Below are 15,778 nucleotides of genomic sequence, written 5' to 3' on the forward strand. Positions count from 1 at the left end.
GGCGACACGCCGAGTGCGTTGCACGCGTTCCGTCCTGCTTCGCCCCTGGAACAGTCGCGGGAGTGTAGATTTTTCGGTGTGCCATCGGCGCGAATGTCGGTGACACGGCGCATCTCGCGGTGTCAGATGGACGACATCACCAAGAGTTGCCCGAAGTTCGCGAAGCCATTTCGTGCAATATCGGGAGGTGCCGGAAAATGCTGTCTTCCAAAGCGTCGACCCTTTGGTACGTCGATGCCCGCGATCCCCTGGCGGTGCTCCGCGCACACCCCGACCCCGACCCGGACGCCGCCCTGGCATTGGCCAGGCAGCTGTACGCCGACCACGATGTCGTGCCGACGATGGTCGGGACGCTCGCCGGCTGCGCGGGTCCCGACCGCGACGAGGTCTACATCGGCTGCTATCCCGGTGTGACCGTGGTGTGTTCGACCCAGGCGGCCCAGTTGAAACCCACCGCGCTGCCCGAACTGCTGGTCCGGCCGCTGGCATCGGACCAGACCTATCTGACCGCCTTCGACAGCGCGCACGGCTGGGGCGCGTTCGCCTATTGGGAGCGCGGCGAATTCCGCCGCTCCTTCAGCTCGACCCGGGTGAACATCATCGAGGACGAGGGGCTGCCGCTGGTGTGGGAGAGACCTTTCTGGGCCGGTGAGCATCCGGTGCGGTGGCGGGCGGGGGAATTACCCGACCCGCAGTCCCTGCCCTTCGAGCCGCCCGATTTCGCCGACGCCGCCAACAACGAATGGCTCGGCTTCCACTATCGCGCCGCCGCCGCGCAGGGGGCGCTCGTACCCGGCGACGTAGCGGTCTGCGGATTCACCCTGTACCCCAAGGGGCAAGGGCCGGACCCCGCCGAGCTCATACCGCTGCCCGAGGACGGTCCGAACAACGCCATCCCGCCGCGCCGCGGCCTGTTCGGCTGGTGGCGGCGCAACCACGACCGAATCTCTTGACCGCGCCACTACAGCGCCGCCAACCCGGTGACCACGAGCGCGAACCACGCCAGCGACGCGCCGGCCACCGCGCCGCCGAGCGCCCACCGCAGCACCGGGGTCGCGCGCCAACGCCAGACCGTCGGCGCGATCCCGCCCGCCGACACCAGGTTAACCACCACCGCGAGCGCCGGATGCACCTGGGCGAGCGCGGCGCCGAACGCGTACACCGCGACCGCCGTGAGCAGGGCGACCAGCACCGCCACCGCGATGCCGGGCGCCCACGGCGTCGGATCCCGGTATCTCCCGTTGTCAGTCACGATCGCACCTCACCCGCTCATAGAACGCCATGGCCGCGGCGGTGGCCACATTGAGTGAGTCGGTTCCCGGCGACATCGGTATGCGCGCACGCACATCGGTCGCGGCCATCGCCTCCTCGGTCAGACCGGGACCTTCCGCGCCGAGCAGCAGCGCCACCCGCTCCCCCGACATGGCGGCGGCCAGGTTCGCCGACCGCGGATCCGGGGTGAGCGCGATCAGCCGGAATCGGCGTTCCCGCAGCAGTTCGAGACCACCGGGCCAGCTCGGCAGCCGCGCGAACGGCACCCGAAGCACATGGCCCATGGAGACCCGGACCGCGCGCCGGTACAGCGGATCGGCGCACCGATCCCCGAACAGGATCGCGTCGGCGCCCAGACCCGCGGCATTGCGGAAGATCGACCCGATGTTCTCGTGATCGTTGACCCCCTCGAGTACCGCGACCGTCCTCGCCTCGCGCAATACCTCGGCGGCCGCGAGTTCGGCGGGCCGCGGCGCGACCGCGAGCACCCCGCGATTGAGGTGGAACCCGACAACCTCGGCCATCACCTCGGCACTGGCACGGTAGTAGGGCACATCGACATCCGCCAGGTCCGCGGCCAGTTGGTCGTAGCGTCCGGCGACGCCGAGCAGCGCGCTCGGCCGGAATCTGGAATCCAGCATGCGCCGCACGACGACGACGCCTTCGGCGACGACCGACCCCTTTCGACCGGGCAGATCCGGTCTGCGGTCGGCGTCGGACAGGTCGCGGAACTCGTCCACCCGCGTATCCGCGGGGTTGTCGATATCGATCACGGCGGCCACCGCTCCATCCTGCCGGTCGGGTTCGGCGGTCTCGCGCGGCGGTCCCGCCGCGCGAGAAAATGCGATGCGATTCACGGGGCAGGCATGCGATGGTCGTGCCATGACTCTGGTCCCCGGCATCACCATTCGCACGGCCACCGATGACGACGCGGCGGCGATCGAGCTGCTGTTGTCGGTCTGCTTCGGATTCGGCTACGAACCGCCGGGGACCGATCCGAGGGAGCCGGTCTTCCCGCCGGGCGGCGCGCTGGTCGCCGTCGACGGTGCGCGGGTGGTCGGCCACTGCAACTCCATGACGATGACCGTGACGGTGCCCGGCGGGCGGCCCGTGAGCGCCTGCGGCATCGCCGCGGTCGGCGTCGCGCCGAGCCACCGTCGCCGCGGCATCCTGCGCGCCCTCTACACCGAACAGCACCGGCGGGTCGAGGACGCGCGGCTGCCGCTGACCATCTTCACCGCGAGCCGGGCCACCATATACGGCCGCTTCGGCTACGGCGCCGTGACCTCGATGAACCATGTCACCGTCGATCGCCGATTCGCCGAATTCCGTACGGGCGCACCGGATCCGGGCGGCGCGACGATAGCGGTGCCCGGCGATGTCGCGGACCGGATCGAGGAGATATACGACCGCTGGCGGCGGATCACCCCGGGCGCCCAGGTGCGACCGCCGACCAGTTGGGCGCAATTGTTCTACGACCACCCGAACTGGCGCGACGGCGGTTCGAGTCACCTGGCCCTGCTACACGCGGACGGCTACGCGCTCTACCGGTACGTCACTCGCGGACACGAGAAGCACGTACGGGTCACCGAATTCCGCGCGGTGACCGATGACGCGCACGCGGCGCTGTGGCGGTGTCTGCTCGGGCTCGACCTGGTCACCGAGATCGAAGCGGAGCTGCCCGACAACGATCCGCTGCCCTATCTGCTCACCGATTCGCGTCTGGTGCGCACCGTCGGCCGCACCGACGGCTGCTGGCTGCGGCTCATGGACGTGCCCGCCGCGCTCGCCGCGCGTACCTATGCGCGCGATCTCGAGTTGGTGCTCGGCGTCACCGACCCGTTCCGGGAGGCGGGTGGCCGTTTCGCACTCACCGTCCGCGACGGGGTCGCCGACTGCGCGCCGACGACCCGCGAACCCGATGTCGAGCTCGGTATCGACGTATTGGGCAGCCTCTATCTCGGCGCCCATCGCGCCGAACCGTTCGCCGCGGCGCGACGTCTGCGCGCCGCGACGCCGGAGCTGGTCCGCGCGGTCACCGAGGCGTTCGGCGCCGTCCGCGACGCCCAGCTGGGCTGGTTCTTCTGACGCACGGGACCGAGGCGTCGACCGCGGCCGGGATCTCGCCGTACGCTGGTCCCATGAAGCCGATCCAGTTGATCCTCAACGTGCTGTGGCTCATCTTCGCCGGATTCTGGATGGCGTTGGGCTACATCGTGGCGGGAATCCTCTGCTTCCTGTTGTTCTTCCTGGTCGTGCCCATTCCATTCGGCATCGCGTCGTTCCGCATCGCGGCCTATGTGCTGTGGCCGTTCGGGCGCACAACGGTGGACAAGCCGGGCGCGGGCACCGGGTCGATGATCGGCAACATCATCTGGTTCATCGTGGCCGGATGGTGGCTGGCCCTCGGCCACCTGCTCACCAGCATTCCGCTGTTCGTCTCGATCATCGGCATACCGTTCGGCTGGGCCAACCTGAAATTCATACCGCTGTCGCTGTTCCCGCTCGGCAAGGACATCGTCGACAGCGATCAGGCGTTCGGCGCGCGTTGAATCACCGGTCCGCTATTCGGATTCGGCGACGATCTGTTTCATGATGGCGACCGCCTTGGTCAGCACGACGAGCTGGTCGTCGGTCAGCGTGGACAACTGCTCGGTCATCCACGCCTCGCGGGCGCTGGCCTCATCGGCCAGCAGCGCGCGACCCGCGGCCGAGAGCGAGACGATGATCTGACGTCCGTCGGTCGGATGCGGATTGCGTTCGACGAGATCGAGATCCGTCAACGAGGCGATGACCCGCGTCATCGACGGAGGCTGCACCCGTTCCTTCGCGGCGAGCGCGCCCGGTGTCATGGCGCCCTCCCGGTTCAGGGTGGCGAGCGCGGACAGCTGGGTCAGCGAGATCTGCGCGTCCGCGCGCCGCCCGCGCAGATGTCGGGTCAGCCGAACCACCGCCAGCGAGAGTTCACCGGCGAGCGCTCGAACGTCCGTTGGCGTTGTCACAGTGCCAAACTGTACGTGAACGTTGTGGGCATGACGTGTGTTCGGGCCGCTAGGCTGGGACAGTGACAGACAATATCCCGCAGATACCTGCGCGTTTCACCGACCCGCGGCCGGTTCTCGCGGTCGGCAGCGCGCTGTGGGCCATCGCCGCGGTGGTGGTGTGGGTGAGCGGTGAGCGCTGGGAATCGGCGCGGCCCATCTGCCTGATGGGGCTGGCCGTCGGCCTGCTCGGCACGGTGATCTTCCTGATCCAGCGCCGCGGCGCGCGCCGCGGGGACAAGGGCGCGCAGACCGGACTCTGATCGGCAGGTCGTAGGTCGTCAGCCGATGTCGAACTCGTCACTCGTCCCGGTGAACGGGCGCAGCGCGCCGTCGGGGTCGAGACTGTCGGCGAAGTGCACGAAACGGTAGCGTCCCGGCGCGATATCGGCCGGAATGTCCCAGGTGAAGCGGGCCACCGATTCGGCGGCGCCGCGCTTGCTCCAGTGGAAGCGCACCGCCCACTCCCCCTCGTTGGCGACGCGCTCCCATTCGCCGGAGGCGGTACGACGCTGAACTTCCAGGAACGTCGCGTTGCGCCGCGGATTGTGTTTGGGATGGGCGGAGACGAATTCGACCTCGGCCCGCGAACCGGGTCCGTAGGCGGGGGCGGGCTGGGTCAGCACATCGCCGAAGGCGCGACCGGCCGGGGTCGCGTCCGTGCCGGGCGCGGGTGCGAAGTTCGGTTGCAGATCCGAGATGTCGCGCGGCGCGGGTCCGCGTGGGATCGCCTGCCCGGTCGCGAATGCCGTTGCCAGCCGGGTGAATTCCTGGAGGTAGGCGGGCAGTGTGTAGCGGCCGAACAGGGTCGAGCCGCCCTCGTACTGCTGGGCGTCGTATTCCTCGGGGGTGGTGACGTACTCGTGGTAGGCGTTGGCGTACCCCTGCATGAGCACCTGTTCCAGGTCGACGCCGAGCGCCGCCGCGACCGCGCGCCGAATGCGCAGGCCGGACACTATCGTGAACTCGCCGCCCGCACCGGCCAGGTAGAGCTCGCCGATGCGCACGATCTGGATCGGCACCACATTGGGCACCCACGGATACGGCGGCAGCAGGCCGAGCGGCGCGACGATGGCCTTTGGGGCCTGCGCGTCCGCGAGCCAGGCCGGCGCGGGCACGGTCGGATCGCCGAGCGCGTCGAGGAACGGATTGCGCACGCCCTCGGGAATGGGCAGACCGGGCAGACCGGGCCCGTCCTCCACGCTGCCCGCGATCAGCGCGACACCCGCCGCCGCGGGAGAGGTGCGGCGGGGTTGGCCGTCGGGAGTGAAACGGCCGTCGACGGCGATATCGGCCAGGTCGATGTAGCACAGCAGCGCATCGACCGGGCCCTGGATCGAGCGGGCCCGCGACAGCGCGGTCTTCGACGCTTCGTACTGCCGCTCGCCGATGACGCGGGTGTTCTCGAATTCGTCCTCGGTGGGCCCGGAGGTGGGGCGCAGATTCAGGTTCGGCGACAGGTCGCCCGCATTGGTCTGGGCGAAGGCCGCGATGAATTCGGGATCGCCGTCCAGGTATCGCACGCCGTGATCGATGTGTTCGTGCGCGAAGGACGCGTAGCCCTTGTTGTCGGCGCTGATGAGCCGGTTGCTGTTGCTCATCGACGTGTTGTGGGTCGCGTACCAGGTGATGGCGCCGACCCGCTTGCCGCCCTTGACGATCGACAGCGCGGTCACCGCCGGATCGATGGCGTCGGGGAAATACCGCTTGTCGGCCTCCGCATTGCGTTCGAAGGCCACGCGCGAGCGGTTCACGCTCGCGTTGTGCAGTTCGGCGCGGCCGAGGGCCAGGCTCGCCGGCCCCAGATCGGCGTGCGCGGCCTCGATCGCCTCCACGATGCCGTTCACCTCGGCGTCGTAGACCTGTTGCTGGAAGCCGAGAATCGACAGATTGTAGGCGTAGTCGTGGCTGGAGCCGCCGCAGGTCGCGTGCGAATGCGTGGAGGTGAGCATGACGTTCTGCTCGGTGTACAAGTCACCGAAGCGCTTCGCGAGTTCGAGCAGCACGCCGCGGTGCACCGATTGGAAGATCATGCCGTTCTCGGCCACCACGTACACGATGCGGCGCCCGCCCGCGGCGATGACGAAGGCGCGGGCACGCGGGCGAAGGTGGATGCCCGCGGTGGTCTGTGCCAGTTGGGAATAGCCCATCATTCCGCATTCGGCGGCGGGGCCGGTCAGATCGGAGATGCCGAGTCCGATCTCGTAACCGCCGGAATTCGGCTCGGCCGCCGCGGCGCCGTCGAATATCGCGGCGGGAGCGGGCAATGCGCCCGCGGCGGCCAGCGCGGCACCGCCGACGGCGGTCCGGGCCAGAACGGTTCTGCGTGACACAGACATACATGGCTCCTTCGTCTGGATGGCAGCGAACCATAGAACTGGACGATCGTCCAGTCAAACTTTTCCGTGCCGGCGAATTGACTGTGCGCGCCCCGGGCGCTTAACTCGCTGGGGTGTCCTCCCGATTGAGCGTCGAAGAACGACGGGCCCACCTTATCGAGGCGGCTATCGGCCTAGCCGAGAAAAAGGGTGTCGCAGGCGTGACCACTCGCGATGTGGCTCAGGCAGCAGGGGTCTCGCTCGGTGTGGTGCATTACTGTTTCGAAAATAAGGACGCGCTGATGACCGAGTTGGTCAAAGCGCTCGCGATGGAATTACGCGATTCCGTCGACGCCAATGAAACCGTGTGGCAGGCCGCGGGAACTGGAAAAGAAGCGCTTCAAAAATTGGTGCGCGCCGGTCTCGGTCTCATGTGGCTGAACATCGAGGCGACGCCGGAACGACAACTGCTCACCTACGAAACCACCACGTACGCATTGCGCGAAGGCGAGCAGACACCCGCGAAACTCGCGATCGCCCGGGAACAGTACACATTCAACGATTCCACCGTGGCCGACATACTCGACCACGCCCGCGACGCCACCGGAACCCAATGGGCGGTCCCGGTGCAGACGCTGAGCCGATTCACCCTCAGTGTCATCGACGGGATCGTGCTGCGCTGGCTCGTCGACAACGACAGCGACGCAGTCCGCGAACAGCTCGACCTGCTCAGCGAGATGCTCGCGGCGCACTCCTCGGCCGTCGGCTAGACCCGTCCGCTAGAGCGAGGACCCGATCGTCGCAGCCTCGGCGCCGATCGCGGTGCGCGGCACGGCGAGATGAGTGGTCGTGCCCTCGCGCCACCACGGCACCGTGACCGTCGCGGTCACGGCACCGGACAACCGCACGCGCAACTCCTCGTGCAGCACCAACTCGCCGTCCTGCGGCGGCAGATCGAACAGGCGCGTCCAGACGACACCAAGCGGTTCGGTGGACCAGGCGCAACGTCGGCCCTCACCGAGCACCTCGGCCGAGACCGCGTCGGAGACCAGTGGCAGATCCAACAGCCGCGCCAGCGCCGGTGCGGTGTCGGCATCGCCGAGCACCACCCGCTCGGGCGGCAGCACGAGACCGAACCACGGCAGGTCGAGGACCATCGCCTCGGCCGCGTCGACGGCCGCGCCCGACAGCGCGCGGACCCGTTCGGGCAGATCCAGATCGACCGGCTCCAGCCGCTTCTCGGCGACCGCGCTCGCCAGCATGCCGTGCACCCGCGAAACCACCTCGGAATCCGGGGTTTTCGATTCGTCGCCGAGGGCGTCGAGCAGCGCCGAGGCCAGATCCGCGGTCATGGTCTGCGGGTCGACGAATACCGAACGCAGACCGTCCAGGTCGGCGCGACCGAAACCGCTGAAGGTGAATTCCGGTAGCAGACCGGCGAATTCGGTGTCGGCGGGATGGCGGTACAGGCCGAGTCGGGTGCCGCGCACCCTGGCGTGTCCGCGCAGCCACCACGCGGTGTAGCCGTCGGGGTCGGCCAGCAGACGGCGGGTGGTCGGCTCGGAGACCAATTGCAGGAGGGCGTCGGGCCAGGCGATCTCGTCCACCAGATCCAGATCGCGCACCGCGACCAATTCCGGCGGGTCCGCGGCCAACCCGTCCCACCAGGATTCCTCGTCGTCCAGGCCGTGATCCGGACCGGTCGGGTCGATCTCGCTGACCACGCCGAAATCCCAGCCGACCCCGATCGCGCGCAACGCGGCCACACCGAATTCCTCGACCACCTCGGTCGACACGGTGCCCAGCGGTGCATCGGCGGCCAGCAGCGGATACAGCGGGGCGTCGGGCAGCAGCAGTTCGTCGGCCGGGCGCATCTCGCCCTCGGTATCGGGCAACTCCAGCTGTCCCAGCCACTGCGGCAACATGCGCGGGTCGGCCGTCGCCGCCAGCCGCAGCACCGCCTCGGCGATATGCGGATCGTCGGGATGGTCGGTCAATTCGGCGTGCAGACCCGGATCGTTGAGCAGATCCTCCGGGGTCGCCGTGCGCGCCCCCAGGCGCGACAGCAGCGGATGAACGGCGTACGGGTGCACCAGCCGCGCCCACGGCAGTTCGATCGCGTCGTCGAGTCCGTCGCCGAGTACCACCGTGCGCGGACCGGTCACCACCCGGCCGTCGGTCAGCGGCACACCGAGCGCACCCAATTCCTCCACCGCCAACGGGTCCGCGGCGAACGGCTCCAGCGCGTCGTAGAGGTCGTACCACCAGCGCGGGTCCCGCTCCAGCCCCGCGGTGAGCTCCGCCACTCGCGCCAGACCGAGCCGGTGCACGTCGAGCGCGCCAAATGCCTCGCTGTGCGCGGGGCGCGACAGTTCCGTAATGACCAGTGGGCCGACCACATCGGCGAGCAATTCGGCCAGATCCGTGTCGAGGCCGATCAATACGCTCGCGCGGGTGGGAATGGCCGTCGGGTCGTCATCGTCGGCGACGCGCGGGGTCGCCTCGACATCGAAGTCCGCCGGTTCGTTGGCGGTCGGAGCAGATGTCTCGCCGAAGGGATCGGCGGTGGCTGCCCGCGGTTCGGAGTACGGGAGGACCGGTAGCCACGAGTTGGTGCGCAGCTCGCGCAGGATGGCGCCGCGAATGAGGCCGTCCGCTTCGCCGCGGGGGAAGCCGGGGGTCGGAACGAGGACGAGACGATCGCGGCGTGGCAGAGCACGGGCGAAATCGGCGTAGCCCTCGGCCAATTCGGACAGGCGCGCACCGGGAAGGGGGCGGCGGCGGTCGGGCTGCATCGGGATGTCGGCGATGAGCAGCGCGGGAAGCGACAGTTCCTCGTCGGATCGGGTGGGGGCGCGCAGAACGTCCTCGACCGAGGCGACCGGTCTGCCCTGGCGCACCGGCACCAGCCAGCGGGCCCGCGCCGTGCGGAATTGCCACCAGGTGCGGGTGGCCTCACCCGGACCCGTCACCCGCAACTCCTGCACACCGTGCGGCAGATCGGTGACCGTACTGGCGATCTCGTCGTCACCGATGCGCACGCTGCGCAGGGCCGGAAGTTCGATCAGCAGGTCGACGGCTTCGGCGCGCATGGACTCGACCAGCGCTCGCGCGTCGATGTCCTCGCGCAGCCGCACCACCACCTCGGTGTCGGCCCCCGGAGCAGGCCGCTGTGCCACCGGCCAGGCCAGACGCAGGACCGGCGGCTCGAATCGGGCCTCGGCGGACCCGTCGTCGCTCACGGACGTGGCCGGGACGCGAACGGCGTTGTCGTGCAGCGCGGCACGGGTGCGCGCACGGGAGAAGTGCAGGGAACCGGTGGTCGACCGGATCTCGACATCGTCGCTGACCGAAAGCACCGCGGTGAATCCCACGCCGAAGCGCCCGACGGTGACAGCGGGATCGACCTTGTCCGAGGCGCGCAGCGCCGTCAGCGCGTGCACGCCCTCGACACCGAGCGGCACACCGGTATTGGCGATACGCAGCACGCGACCGTCGAGTCGCACCGTGAGCCTGCCCGGCACACCCGCCTCGGCGGCGGCGTCGGCGGCATTCTGGGCGAGTTCGGTCAGCAGCCGGTCGCGATATCCCGCGCGCACCAGATCCGCTTCGGTGGCCGCGTCCTCGCGCAACCTGGTCGGCGAATCACGCCAGGCCACGAGCACGGCGGCGCGCAGAGCCGCCGTGTCGAACGGATCCTCGACAGTCAGTTCCGCGGCGATGACCAGAACTCCGAGCCCGTCGCGGAACCATCCGCGACCTCATCGCCATCGGCCCGCGCCCGCGCGGCATCCGAAGCGCCGACGACGCGCCCGACCTCGAGCGCCGAATCCGCCACCGACCGCTCGATCCCCTCGATCTCCTCGGCACTCGCACCGATCTCGATCACCTCGCCACCGGCCGCGACCTCGGGCACGTCCACCGCCACGGGCGCGGCGCCCGCGCCCGCCAAGTTGTCGACCGAATCATCGAACTCGGCCCGCACAGCGGCATCGGCGTCGCTATCGCCGCCATCCGCGAGGTCATCGACAAGGGCAGGCGCCGCACCGCTGTCCATACTCATGGCAACCTGACCCACCGGCGCATTCGCATCGCTCGGAGCCTGATCGGCACTTTCTCCGGATATGGACCCAGCGTCCGCCTCGGTCACCGCGTCCACCTCGGCCACCGCGTCCACCTCGGCCACCGCGTTCGTCTCGCTGGCCGCGTCAGTCTCGGTCGCCGCGTCAGTCTCGGTCGCCGGGTCAGTCTCGGTCGCCGCGTCCACCTCGGCCACCGCGTCCGCCTCGGCTGCCGCGTTCGTCTCGGTCGCCGGGTTCGCCTCGGTGGCCGCGTCAGTCTCGATCGCCGCGTCAGTCTCGGCTGCCGCGTTCGCCTCGGTCGCCGCGTCCGCCTCGCTCGCCGCGTCCGGGGCACCGCCCGTATCGCCCACTTGGACGGCAACCTCACCGGATCCGGTGGGAGCCGCTTCCTCGGGCACGGCTTCGACCGCCTGCGGTTCTTCGTGCGAATACACGTCGTACGCCGCGTCGTCGTATGCCTGGAACAGGGGGGAACCGCCGCCGGTGGGGGCGACCACGTCGGAGTGGGCGCCGCAGCCGTATTCGGTGTGGACGACCTTTCCGTCGGCGCCCATGACATTGCCGCAGACGCCGAAGGCGGCGCGTAAGGCGCCTGCCAGAGGCAGGTAGAAACCGCAGTGGCCGCAGGTGCCGGGGGCGGCCTTGGCCATCTCGGTATCCGGGCCATGTTCGGCGTACCAGCGCTGCGCGGCCTCCTCGCGACCTTCCATGGACATGACCCTGGGGCGGCCGAGGCCGATCTCCAGCGCGACCTCGTCGACGGCGGGATCGCCGCACGCCATGTATCCGGGCACCAGGCGCGGATCGTCGGCGGGTGCGGCCAGCAGGTCGCCGGGGGCGAGGTCGCCGGGACGGACGCGCTGGTCCCACGGCACGAAATCCGGCGCGACGAGCGCGTCGGGACCCGGCAGCAACGCCGACTCGCTGACCGTCGCGTGGTCGGCGCCGGGGGGCGCCGCCACCACGACCGCCCACTGCCAGCCGCGATAGCCGCGCAGTGTCGCCTCGAAGCGGTGCGTCGCGGCACTGTCGTCCTCGGCGCTCACCCCCAGGTGCGCCCCGACCGCCGCGGGCTCCAACTCGAGGAGCGCACGGCGGGCGACATCCACGGCATCGGCCAGGATTGGCCGGACACCGGGCTCCGAAACTGATACTGCGCTCACGGCCTACATTTTGCCGTATGGGACGCAATCGGCGTTCGTTGGCCGTCACACTCCTGGTCTGCGCGCTCGCGACAGGCGGATGCGGTGGCGCCGACGAGGAGCCCGCGCGGCTGCGCATCGAGATAGTCGGCACCCGGCCGCACGACCCGACCGCCTTCACCCAGGGCCTCGATATCGGCGGCGCGGTGCGGTACGAGGGCACCGGTATGACCGGCGCGTCGGGCGTGCGCGCCTACGACCTGGACTCCGGCGTCGAACTCGTTCGGGCCGACCTGCCGCGACCCTATTTCGGCGAGGGCGTCGCGCTGGCGGGCGCGACACTGTGGCAGATCACCTGGAAGGACGGCGTGGCCTTCGCCCGCGACCCGGTGACGCTCGAGGTCCGCGACCGGGTGGACTACCGGGGCGAGGGCTGGGGACTGTGCGCGCGGTCCGGCCGACTGGTCATGAGCGACGGCACCGACACGCTCACCTTCCGCGATCCGGTCACCTTCGCCGCGACGGGAACCGTCCGGCTGCGAGACCGACGTGACGCGCACCTCAACGAACTCGATTGCGCACCCGACGGTTCGGTATACGCCAACGACTACCCCACCGACCGCATCCTGCGCATCGACCCGGACAGCGGAGCGGTGCTCGGGGTCGTCGACGCGGGCGGTCTGCTCACCGCGACCGAGCGGGCGCGCACCGATGTGCTCAACGGCATCGCCCATCTGCCCGGCACCGACCGATTCCTGGTCACCGGCAAGTACTGGCCGACCATCTTCGAGGTGCGATTCGTGCCCGCCTGAGCCGGGTGCGCTCGATCGTGTTGGCGCACAAGACCGCAGCCATAGCACGCGCCGACCACGGCCGACGCTGAGTGCGAGTTTCCCGACACTCGACGCGACGGGCTCGAGCCCGCCGACGCCGGATGGTCCAGAATTGTCGTTGTGACTACTCCCCGCGAACCCTCCGGTACCGCCCGTGGTCCGCGAGACCCGCGGGACCCGCGGGGCGGCGAGGAGCCCCCGATCACGCGCCACCCGGGTTTCGACCGGTATCCGCCACCCGATACACCGTCGCGGCGTCGGCCGCTGCCGCCCCTCGACCCCGAGCGCAACCGGCATCGCAGCCCGCCGCCCCGGCACGTGTTCCCCGGCAAGCCGGAACCCGCGCGTCCGGACAGACCCGATTCCACCGCGCCGCTGCCCACCGAACCGGAGCCGCGGATCGAAGAGGATCTCGCGCGCAGGCGCGTCCCGCGCAAGCTGACGGTCACCCGGGTGGCCGCCATGCGCGGGCGTGAGCTCACCGAGAAGGGTTTCGCGACCTTCCAGCGCGCCGCCAAGGCCAATGGCGCCGACAAATCCGGTCTCACCGCGCTGACCTACGCGACGATGGCGAACTTCGCCCTCGACGCCGCCATCGCGGTGGCCTTGGCCAACACCTTGTTCTTCGCCTCCGCTACCGCCGAGAGCAAATCGAAGGTCGCGCTGTATCTGCTGATCACGATCGCGCCGTTCGCGGTGATCGCCCCGGTGATCGGCCCGCTGCTCGACCGTTTGCAGCGCGGGCGCCGACTCGCACTGGCCACCTCGTACGCGGTGCGCGCGGTGGTGGCGGTGGTGCTCATCTTCCAGCTCGACTCGTGGGCGCTGTATCCGCTCGCCTTGTGCATGATGGTCGGCAGCAAATCGTTCGCGGTGCTCAAGAGCGCGGTGACGCCCCGGGTGCTGCCACCCGAGATAGACCTGGTGCGGACCAATTCCCGCCTGACGGTGTTCGGCCTGGTCGGCGGCACTATCGGCGCGGGCGCGCTGGCCGCGTTGGCCGCCGCGATCGCCGGGTCGACGGGTGCGCTGGTGTTCGCCACCGCCATCGCCGTGACAGGGGCCTACCTGAGCCTGCGGATTCCGCGCTGGGTCGAGGTCACCGAGGGCGAGGTCCCGGCCACACTCAGTTATCACGGCGACGACGCGACCACCGAGATCATGCGCTCGGGTGGCGAGTCCGCGGTGCCACCGCGCAGGCGCAGGCAGCCGCTGGGACGCGCGGTCGTGACCGGCCTGTGGGGTAACAGCGCCATTCGCGTGCTGACCGGATTCCTCACCTTCTACGTGGCCTTCGTGGCCAAGGCCACCGGCGAGGCGGGCTGGGCGCAGGCCGCGATGCTCGGCGTGGTCGGCGCGTCGGCGGCGATCGGCAATTTCGCCGGCAATGCCACCGGCGCGCGCCTGCAACTCGGCAGGCCGCAGTTGATCGTGCTCGGCTGTACCACGGCGTGCACCCTTGTCGCGCTGTTCGCGGTGTTCACCGACAATCTGCTCGGCGCGGCGGCGGCCACGCTGGTAGCGGCGGGAGCGAGCGCGCTGGCGAAGGTCTCGCTGGACGCCTCGATCCAGGACGATCTGCCACCGGAGTCCATCGCCTCGGGTTTCGGCCGCTCCGAGACCGTCCTCCAGCTGAGCTGGGTGGTCGGCGGCGCGGCTGGCGTACTGCTGCCCACCGAGTACTGGAAGGGTTTCGCGGTGATCACCGCACTGCTCACCCTCGGTCTCGTGCAGACCTTCGTCAGCTATCGCGGCCATTCCCTGCTGCCCGGTCTCGGCGGACACCGACCGCTGCACGCCGAGCAGGAAGTGCCGACCGTCGAGCGGACCGGGCCGGGCGCCGAGACCGATCCGAAAGGGTCGAGCGGCACGGCGCGCCGAACCGAGACATCACGTATCCAACGAGGGACGGGAGATCCCATCTGTGAGTGAGCGCAGCCAGTCGAGTGCCCGTGAGGCGCGGTCGTGACCAAACCGGGGACCCGCACGATTCTCGTCCTGGTGGCGGTGGCACTAATTGTGGTCGCCGCCGCGGTGGCCGGTGTGGTCGCGGTGGCGGTCCGTAACGCGCCGCAGCGCGCGCCGGAGCTCACCGCCTACGCGCACGGCCGCACCGTCGACGTGGCGCCGTTCGCCTATTGCGCGGTGAACATGCGCGACTGCGCGGTGCTGCCCGCGTCGGCCGCCGATGCCGCGGACACCGTATTCGAGCAGTTGCCCTGCGCACCCGACGCGCCGGAGTGTCAACGGGGCCGGACGGTGGACCTGGCCGTGCCGCCGGGATATCCGCTGCAACTGTCACTGCCCAAGCGAGTGGCGGACGCGCCGTGGATCGCCCGGGTGGTGTATGTCACCGAGAAGGGTGATCGGGTGGACGAGGTCATCAGCCGCAACGATTATCCCGAGGGCTCCTACGCGGTGACCATCGATTCGCGTCCGGTGCCGGAGCTGCGCCTGGTCGGTGTGGAACTCCAGCTGCCGATCCTGGCGCGCGATCAGACCGGCCGCGAGATCTACGTCCCGCATGCGGCCTGGTCGATCAGCACGGTCTGATCATCCGATGGCGGCACGCTCACCGCGCGCCGCCTCGGATGATCACTGGTCGAGTTCGCGGGCGACGGCGCGCACGACCTCGGAAATGCGCTGCGCGAGCTTGCGATCGGGGTATTTGCCGCGGCGCAGGTCCGGCTGCACCTTGGTCTCGAGCAGGGTGATCATGTCCTCGACGAGGCCGTGCAGTTCGTCGGGGGTCTTGCGCGGCTGGTTGGGCTCCTTGCGGCCACGGTCGCCACGGTCGCCACGATCGCGGTCCTGACCGGAACGCACCGACGGCGGCGCCTCGAGCAGTTTCAGGCTCAGCGCCTGCGGCCCGCGCCGACCCGCGGCCATCCCGAATTCGACGCGCTGTCCGGGCTTGAGTCCCTCGACACCTTCGGGCAGCGCTGACGAACGGACATAGACATCCTCCCCCTCATCCTGGGAAAGGAAGCCGAAGCCCTTTTCGACGTCGTACCACTTCACCCTGCCGGTCGGCACTGCGCTCACCCGTTCATCATCGACACCCGCGCCCCATCGGCCCGAGTACATCCA

At 69.7% G+C, this 15,778-nt stretch carries 15 protein-coding genes; 8 read left to right on the plus strand and 7 right to left on the minus strand.

Features of this window, described 5'->3' with window-relative positions; all coding sequences use genetic code 11:
• Positions 1-200 precede the first annotated feature (200 nt).
• Positions 201-953, plus strand: a complete 753-nt coding sequence (locus APZ21_RS29140) for a DUF6928 family protein (protein ID WP_054816668.1) — start codon at positions 201-203, stop codon at positions 951-953.
• A gap of 8 nt (positions 954-961) precedes the next feature.
• Here APZ21_RS29140 and APZ21_RS29145 read toward each other — a convergent pair whose 3' ends face one another.
• Together APZ21_RS29145 and APZ21_RS29150 are read right to left on the minus strand one after the other, a co-directional pair.
• The gene (locus APZ21_RS29145; RefSeq protein WP_054816483.1) at positions 962-1,252 is read right to left on the minus strand and encodes a DUF2537 domain-containing protein; all 291 of its coding nucleotides are present in this window, start codon (positions 1,250-1,252) and stop codon (positions 962-964) included.
• Entirely contained in the window at positions 1,245-2,054 is an 810-nt protein-coding gene (locus APZ21_RS29150; RefSeq protein WP_054816669.1) for a TrmH family RNA methyltransferase, read from the minus strand. The genes APZ21_RS29145 and APZ21_RS29150 overlap by 8 nt, the downstream gene beginning before the upstream one ends.
• A gap of 100 nt (positions 2,055-2,154) precedes the next feature.
• Here APZ21_RS29150 and APZ21_RS29155 point away from each other — a divergent pair, with 100 nt between their 5' ends.
• Together APZ21_RS29155 and APZ21_RS29160 are read left to right on the plus strand one after the other, a co-directional pair.
• A complete protein-coding gene (locus tag APZ21_RS29155) occupies positions 2,155-3,360 on the plus strand; it encodes a GNAT family N-acetyltransferase (RefSeq protein WP_054816484.1) in 1,206 nt (401 codons plus the stop codon).
• Positions 3,361-3,413: 53 nt separating this feature from the next.
• Positions 3,414-3,824, plus strand: coding sequence for a YccF domain-containing protein (locus APZ21_RS29160; RefSeq protein ID WP_054816485.1), 411 nt, complete (start codon positions 3,414-3,416; stop codon positions 3,822-3,824).
• Between the two features lie 12 nt (positions 3,825-3,836).
• Here APZ21_RS29160 and APZ21_RS29165 read toward each other — a convergent pair whose 3' ends face one another.
• Complete coding sequence (locus APZ21_RS29165; RefSeq protein ID WP_054816486.1) at positions 3,837-4,274, minus strand: MarR family winged helix-turn-helix transcriptional regulator; 438 nt, start codon at positions 4,272-4,274, stop codon at positions 3,837-3,839.
• A gap of 62 nt (positions 4,275-4,336) precedes the next feature.
• Between APZ21_RS29165 and APZ21_RS29170 the strand changes: the two genes are divergently transcribed.
• Positions 4,337-4,576 (plus strand): DUF2530 domain-containing protein, encoded by a 240-nt coding sequence (locus tag APZ21_RS29170; protein ID WP_054816487.1) that lies wholly within the window; start codon positions 4,337-4,339, stop codon positions 4,574-4,576.
• An 18-nt stretch (positions 4,577-4,594) separates the two neighbouring features.
• Here APZ21_RS29170 and APZ21_RS29175 read toward each other — a convergent pair whose 3' ends face one another.
• Positions 4,595-6,652, minus strand: coding sequence for a neutral/alkaline ceramidase (locus tag APZ21_RS29175; RefSeq protein ID WP_054816488.1), 2,058 nt, complete (start codon positions 6,650-6,652; stop codon positions 4,595-4,597).
• A gap of 125 nt (positions 6,653-6,777) precedes the next feature.
• Between APZ21_RS29175 and APZ21_RS29180 the strand changes: the two genes are divergently transcribed.
• Entirely contained in the window at positions 6,778-7,401 is a 624-nt protein-coding gene (locus tag APZ21_RS29180; RefSeq protein ID WP_239476891.1) for a TetR/AcrR family transcriptional regulator, read from the plus strand.
• Between the two features lie 9 nt (positions 7,402-7,410).
• Here APZ21_RS29180 and APZ21_RS29185 read toward each other — a convergent pair whose 3' ends face one another.
• Together APZ21_RS29185 and APZ21_RS36095 are read right to left on the minus strand one after the other, a co-directional pair.
• On the minus strand, positions 7,411-10,296 hold the full coding sequence (locus tag APZ21_RS29185) for a sacsin N-terminal ATP-binding-like domain-containing protein (RefSeq protein WP_054816490.1): 2,886 nt from the start codon (positions 10,294-10,296) through the stop codon (positions 7,411-7,413).
• A 41-nt stretch (positions 10,297-10,337) separates the two neighbouring features.
• Complete coding sequence (locus APZ21_RS36095) at positions 10,338-11,876, minus strand: DUF3027 domain-containing protein (protein WP_156371390.1); 1,539 nt, start codon at positions 11,874-11,876, stop codon at positions 10,338-10,340.
• Positions 11,877-11,893: 17 nt separating this feature from the next.
• On the opposite strand from APZ21_RS36095, the gene APZ21_RS29195 reads away from it, so the two are divergent.
• From APZ21_RS29195 to APZ21_RS29205, 3 genes are all read left to right on the plus strand, one after another.
• Positions 11,894-12,667: a glutaminyl-peptide cyclotransferase gene (locus tag APZ21_RS29195; protein WP_054816491.1), complete on the plus strand. Its 774-nt coding sequence runs from the start codon at positions 11,894-11,896 to the stop codon at positions 12,665-12,667.
• Between the two features lie 141 nt (positions 12,668-12,808).
• On the plus strand, positions 12,809-14,620 hold the full coding sequence (locus APZ21_RS29200) for an MFS transporter (protein WP_054816492.1): 1,812 nt from the start codon (positions 12,809-12,811) through the stop codon (positions 14,618-14,620).
• Positions 14,621-14,653: 33 nt separating this feature from the next.
• A complete protein-coding gene (locus APZ21_RS29205) occupies positions 14,654-15,241 on the plus strand; it encodes a DUF2771 domain-containing protein (protein WP_054816493.1) in 588 nt (195 codons plus the stop codon).
• Between the two features lie 42 nt (positions 15,242-15,283).
• On the opposite strand, the gene APZ21_RS29210 is transcribed toward APZ21_RS29205, so the two are convergent.
• Positions 15,284-15,724, minus strand: a complete 441-nt coding sequence (locus APZ21_RS29210; protein ID WP_174553590.1) for a cold-shock protein — start codon at positions 15,722-15,724, stop codon at positions 15,284-15,286.
• Positions 15,725-15,778 lie beyond the last annotated feature (54 nt).

The organism is Nocardia arizonensis (genome assembly GCF_001310275.1).
In the GTDB taxonomy this organism is placed as follows: domain Bacteria; phylum Actinomycetota; class Actinomycetes; order Mycobacteriales; family Mycobacteriaceae; genus Nocardia; species Nocardia arizonensis.